5 protein-coding genes and 1 pseudogene are annotated in these 5,350 nt (G+C 71.1%); 2 read left to right on the top strand and 4 right to left on the bottom strand.

Translation table 11 applies throughout. The features are described 5' to 3' along the window. Positions 1-103: 103 nt before the first annotated feature. The 3 genes from BZL64_RS33855 to BZL64_RS33845 form a co-directional block, all read right to left on the bottom strand. Positions 104-1,264, bottom strand: coding sequence for an RNA polymerase sigma factor SigF (locus BZL64_RS33855; RefSeq protein ID WP_086772918.1), 1,161 nt, complete (start codon positions 1,262-1,264; stop codon positions 104-106). Then, positions 1,261-1,674 carry an ATP-binding protein gene (locus tag BZL64_RS33850; RefSeq protein WP_019058277.1) on the bottom strand — a complete coding sequence of 138 codons (414 nt, stop codon included), beginning with the start codon at positions 1,672-1,674 and terminating at the stop codon, positions 1,261-1,263. The genes BZL64_RS33855 and BZL64_RS33850 overlap by 4 nt, the downstream gene beginning before the upstream one ends. A gap of 271 nt (positions 1,675-1,945) precedes the next feature. Then, positions 1,946-2,206, bottom strand: coding sequence for a UBP-type zinc finger domain-containing protein (locus BZL64_RS33845; protein ID WP_073491348.1), 261 nt, complete (start codon positions 2,204-2,206; stop codon positions 1,946-1,948). 60 nt (positions 2,207-2,266) lie between these two features. Here BZL64_RS33845 and BZL64_RS33840 point away from each other — a divergent pair, with 60 nt between their 5' ends. Then, positions 2,267-3,865, top strand: a complete 1,599-nt coding sequence (locus tag BZL64_RS33840) for a Na+/H+ antiporter (RefSeq protein ID WP_086772917.1) — start codon at positions 2,267-2,269, stop codon at positions 3,863-3,865. Between the two features lie 55 nt (positions 3,866-3,920). Here the strand turns inward: BZL64_RS33840 and BZL64_RS33835 are convergent, their stop codons facing one another. Beyond that, the gene (locus BZL64_RS33835) at positions 3,921-4,850 is read right to left on the bottom strand and encodes a 1-aminocyclopropane-1-carboxylate deaminase/D-cysteine desulfhydrase (RefSeq protein WP_086772916.1); all 930 of its coding nucleotides are present in this window, start codon (positions 4,848-4,850) and stop codon (positions 3,921-3,923) included. Positions 4,851-5,006: 156 nt separating this feature from the next. On the opposite strand from BZL64_RS33835, the pseudogene BZL64_RS33830 reads away from it, so the two are divergent. Continuing rightward, positions 5,007-5,350, top strand: a pseudogene (locus tag BZL64_RS33830) (Crp/Fnr family transcriptional regulator); the annotation flags it as partial.

Here is a 5,350-nt window from a genome sequence, read left to right as displayed (position 1 = left end):
CCGGGCCCTCGGGATCCGGGGGCCCGGCAACGCGGGAGACGCCGACAGCGGCGTACGGAAGTAACGGCCGTATCGGGCGGTATCGGCCCTGTCAGGGGCGGGGTCACTCCTCGACGAGGAGCTTCTCCCGCAGCTGGGCCAGGGTGCGCGCCAGCAGCCGGGAGACGTGCATCTGGGAGATGCCGACCTCCTGCGCGATCTGCGACTGCGTCATGTTGCCGAAGAAGCGCAGCAGCAGAATCCGCTTCTCCCGCGGCGGAAGATCCTCGAGGAGCGGCTTGAGCGACTCCCGGTACTCGACGCCCTCCAGCGCCTCGTCCTCCGCGCCGAGGGTGTCGGCGACCGCCGGGGACTCGTCGTCGGTGTCGGGGACGTCCAGCGACAGCGTGGAGTAGGCGTTGGCCGACTCCAGGCCCTCCAGGACCTCCTCCTCCGAGATCGCCAGCTTCTCGGCCAGCTCGTGCACCGTCGGCGAGCGGCCGTGCAGCTGGGACAGCTCGGCCGTGGCCGTCGTCAGCGACAGCCGCAGCTCCTGGAGTCTGCGCGGCACCCGCACCGCCCAGCCCTTGTCGCGGAAGTGCCGCTTGATCTCACCGACGACCGTCGGCGTCGCGTACGTCGAGAACTCGACGCCGCGGTCCGGGTCGAATCGGTCGACCGACTTGATCAGGCCGATGGTGGCGACCTGGGTGAGGTCGTCCAGCGGCTCCCCGCGGTTGCGGAAGCGGCGCGCGAGGTGCTCGACGAGCGGCAGGTGCATACGGACCAGCTGGTTGCGCAGCTCCGCGTACTCCGGGCTGCCGGCGTCCAGCGCGCGCAGTTCGACGAACTTCGCGCGTGCCCCGCTGCGGTCCTCGCGCGCGTGGAGAACCGGCTGGTGCTGCACGGCCTGCTGAGGTACCGGCTGCTGGGGCGCGGGCTGGTCAGGCTCGTGCCGCGTGCCCGGCACGCCCTGTTCGTCGTCTCGCTCGTGCTCGCTCATCGTCCCGCCCGTCGCCCTCTGTCGAGCCTCTTCCTCGGCCCGGCCGGGGGTGCCCCCGATCCGCCTCTCCCGAGGCGGCTCCTGCTCCGCACTCCCCGGGAGGCCGGTCCCGACGGAGGCCGGATCGTCCTCCGGATGGGGCCGGGCCTGCTCGGGAATGCCGTCGATGCCGTCCGCCATGCGTCGGGAACCGTCCGCATCGAGCGCCGTCCCAGCGCTCTCGGCCGGCAGTTCCCGTGTGCCGCGCTCTTCGTCCCGCACCGGCCCGTCCCCGTTCCTCACGCCGGCCCGGGTCCGGCGCCGCGCTGTTTGTAGAGGCTGATCGAAACGGTTTTGTCCTCATCCACGGCGGAGGAGACCTTGCCCGCCAGGGCGGACAGCACGGTCCAGGCGAAGGTGTCGCGCGCGGGGGCGTGCCCGTCGGTGGTCGGCGCCGAGACGGTGACCTCCAGCGAGTCGTCGACCAGGCGGAAGACACAACTGAGCACTGAACCGGGCACGGCCTGCTGGAGCAGGATCGCGCAGGCCTCGTCCACCGCGATGCGGAGGTCCTCGATCTCGTCCAGGGTGAAGTCCAAACGGGCCGCGAGGCCGGCCGTGGCCGTCCGCAGCACCGACAGGTAGGCACCCGCAGCCGGCAGCCGGACTTCCACGAAGTCCTGGGTCGCGGGCTCGCCTGCGATCTGGGACACCCTCACCTCCAAGGTGGTACAAGCTTTTCGGGGCCGAGGGTCGCCCCCCGGGGGTAACGCGTGTGTGGTTCAGCGGTGACGCTATCGCGCTCTCATCCGTCCTGTCCCCGGGACCCCAACCCCCTGGCGTCACTCACAGTAAAGCTGTGAACACGCTCCGTGTCTAGGGGTCTGTCGGTCCAAAAGGGAAGAGGGCGCGCCGGGTTGACGTACCCAGGCGCCAGATGCTCGAACCGTACCCGCTCGACGGACCGGTCGTTCCCGCTGCGGCTCACACGAGGACGTGGTCGACGAAGCACCAGCGCCAGTTCTCGCCCGGTTCGAACGTCCGCATGATCGGATGACCCGAGTCCTTGTGATGTTCTGTGGCGTGCCGGCCCGGCGACGAGTCGCAGCACCCGACGTGCCCGCACGTCAGACACAGCCGTAGTTGTACCGGGTGGGTGCCGTCCCGCAGGCACTCCGGACACGTCTCGCCGAGCGGGACGGGTTCGGGGTGCGGCAGCGCGTCGGCGTGCGTGCACTGTTTCATGATTGCCAGATTACGACGGTCGTGCGGACGACCGCGCGGAAAAACGAGGGCGGGCGAAACATGGACGTGATGCCACTGCTGTTGCTGGTGGCGGGCAGCGCGGCGATCGCCGCGGCGGCCCGGCGCACACCGGTGCCGGCGCCGCTGCTGCTGGTCGCCGTCGGCCTGGCCGTCTCGTACGTCCCCGGCGTCCCGGACTACACCCTCGACCCCGACGTCGTCCTGCCGCTCCTGCTGCCCCCGCTCCTGTACACCTCCGCCACCGACAGCTCCTATCTCGACCTGCGGGCCCAGCTGCGGCCCGTGGCCCTGCTGTCGGTCGGCTACGTCCTCTTCGCGACGCTCGCCGTCGGCTGGGCCGCCTATCTGATCGTCCCGGGACTGCCGCTGACGGCGGCGCTGGTGCTGGGCGCGGTCGTGGCACCGCCCGACGCCGTCGCGGCGACGGCGGTGGCGCGCAAGGTCGGCCTGCCGTCGAAGGTGACCACGATCCTCCAGGGCGAGTCGCTGCTGAACGACGCCACCGCGATCACCGCCTACAAGGTGGCCCTCGCGGTCGTCGTCGGAGAGGGCGCGTCCTGGGCCGGCGGCATCGAGGAGTTCCTGGTGGCGGCGGTAGGCGGCACCGCCGTCGGCCTGATCCTGATGGCCCCGCTGCACTGGCTGCGGACCCGGCTGCAGGAGCCGCTCCTCAAGAACACGGTCTCGCTCCTCATCCCGTTCGTCGCGTACGCCACCGCCGAGCAGTTCCACGCCTCCGGCGTCATCGCCGTGGTCGTGGTCGCCCTCTACCTCGGCCATCGCGCGTGGGAGGTCGACTTCGCCACGCGGCTCCAGGAGGAGGCGGTGTGGAAGATGGTCGCCTTCGTCCTGGAGTCGGCGGTCTTCGCCCTCATCGGCCTGCAACTCCAGATCGTCCTGAAGGGGCTCGGCGACTACGAGGGGCTGGACGCCGCCTGGTACGCCGTAGCCCTCTTCCTCGTGGTCGTCGTGGTCCGCTTCCTGTGGGTGTATCCGGCGACCTTCCTGCCCCGGCTGCTGTCGGCGCGCATCCGCGCGCGTGAGGAGAACCCCACCTGGCGGGGGCCCATCGTCATCGGCTGGGCGGGAATGCGCGGAGTCGTCTCGCTGGCCATCGCGTTCTCCATCCCGGTCACCGTGGACCACGGCGAGGGGCCCTTCCCGCACCGCAACCTGATCCTCTTCCTGACGTTCACCACGGTCATCGGCACTCTGGTGGTGCAGGGCCTGACCCTGCCCCCGCTGATCCGCCTGCTGAAGTTCCCCGAAGCCGACCCGCAGGCCGCGACCCTCGCCGAGGCCAACGCGCAGGCCCAGGCCTCCCGAGCCGCCGAGCACCGGCTGGAGGAACTGCTGTCCGACGAGCGCAACACCCTGCCCCCGCCGCTGGCGGACCGCCTGCGCAACGTCCTCGAACGCCGCCGCAACGCCGTATGGGAACGCCTCGGCCAGGTCAACCCGGTCACCGGCGAGACCGTCGACGACACCTACCGCCGCCTGTCCCGCGAGATGATCAGCGCCGAGCGCGAGGTCTTCGTGCGTCTGCGCGACGGCCGCTACATCGACGACGAGATGCTGCGGACAATGCTGCGCAGACTGGACCTGGAGGAGGCCGCGGCCTACCGGGAGGCAGGTTAGCGAGGCCTCTTCGCCCGCCCGGGCGAGGTGTCCGGGGCGCGGTCACGCAGGGGGCTCAGGGGCTGAATGGCGCTCCTGTCACCACCGCCGCGAGCCGCGTCCCGCGCGGGAACGCGCCTTCCTCGGCGAGGGCGACAAGTGCGTACAGCGATTTGGCGACATAGAGACGCTCGACCGGGAGGCCGTGCCGCCCCTCGAAGTCGCGGGCGAAGTCTTCGAGGGCGGGCGTGGTGCGGGCGTACCCGCCGAAGTGGAAGCGCTCGTCGAGCGCCCAGTCGCCCACCGGGCCACCGAAGGCCTCCGTCTGCAGAGCTCGTATGCCGTCCCCGAGGAAGCCGCCCTTGAGGACCGGTACGCCCAGGGCTCGCCGGCCGGGGCCCAGGCCGGCGGCGAGGCCCGCGAGGGTGCCGCCCGTGCCGCAGGCGACGGCCACCACGTCGGCGTGGTCGCGCAGCTCCTCGCCGAGGGCCAGGCAGCCGCGGACCGCCGCCGCGTTGCTGCCGCCCTCGGGCACCACGTACGCGTCCTCGGCGTCCGCGGCGCTCAGGACCGCCGCCAGGGTGCCGGAGTCGGTCTTGCGGCGGTAGGTCGCCCGGTCGACGAAGCACAGCCGCATCCCGTCGGCCGCGCAGCGGGCCAGGGAGGGGTTCAGCGGGCGGTCCGCCAGTTCGTCGCCGCGCACCACCCCGACCGTGGGCAGACCCAGCAGACGGCCGGCGGCGGCCGTGGCCCGCAGATGGTTGGAGTAGGCGCCCCCGAACGTCACCACCGGCCGTCCCGCCGCCGCCTCCAGGTTCGGCACGAGCTTGCGCCACTTGTTGCCGACCAGTTCCGGGTGGATCAGGTCGTCCCGCTTGAGCAGCAGCCGTACGCCGTGCCGCGCGAACCGCTCGTCGGCCACCTCCTCCAGGGGTGAGGGCAGCCGGGGACGCAGGGCCTCGGAGTCGAACGGAACAGGGCGGATCACCCCGTCATTGTCGAACATCGTTCGTGCGACGACTCGCCGTGCCCAGACCGGCGTTGATCCATTCCCGCTCTTTCGGGTAATGGCACGAACACACTGAGTGATGGAAGGCTTGTCCGTGAGAACAGTGCAGCGGCGCAGAACGGCGCCGGTGCATCACTGGGAGGGCATTTCTCTATGTCGGTAGGCGAAGAAGTCCGCGCTGAGCAGGGCAAGCCGCAGCAGAGCCTTGGCACCGCGGCCGCGCGGAACCTGGCCACCACCACCAAGTCCGTACCGCAGATGCAGGAGATCAGCTCTCGCTGGCTGCTGCGGAATCTGCCCTGGATCGACGTGCAGGGCGGCACATACCGAGTGAACCGGCGCCTGACCTACGCCATCGGGGACGGCCGCATCACCTTCATCAAGACCGGCGACCGCGTCGAGGTCATCCCCGCGGAGCTGAGCGAACTGCCCGCACTGCGGTCGTACGACGACGAGGACGTGCTCTCGGAGCTGGCCTCCCGCTGCCGGCAGCGGGA

This window comes from Streptomyces bobili (assembly GCF_002154575.1).
Taxonomy (GTDB): domain Bacteria; phylum Actinomycetota; class Actinomycetes; order Streptomycetales; family Streptomycetaceae; genus Streptomyces; species Streptomyces bobili.
This window is presented reverse-complemented; position numbering and strand designations above follow the sequence as displayed.

Coding starts and splice junctions, on each gene's coding strand:
- BZL64_RS33845 (WP_073491348.1), bottom strand. CDS start 2,206: ATGAAACAGTGCACGCACGCCGACGCGCTGCCGCACCCCGAACCCGTC.
- BZL64_RS33840 (WP_086772917.1), top strand. CDS start 2,267: ATGGACGTGATGCCACTGCTGTTGCTGGTGGCGGGCAGCGCGGCGATC.
- BZL64_RS33835 (WP_086772916.1), bottom strand. CDS start 4,850: ATGTTCGACAATGACGGGGTGATCCGCCCTGTTCCGTTCGACTCCGAG.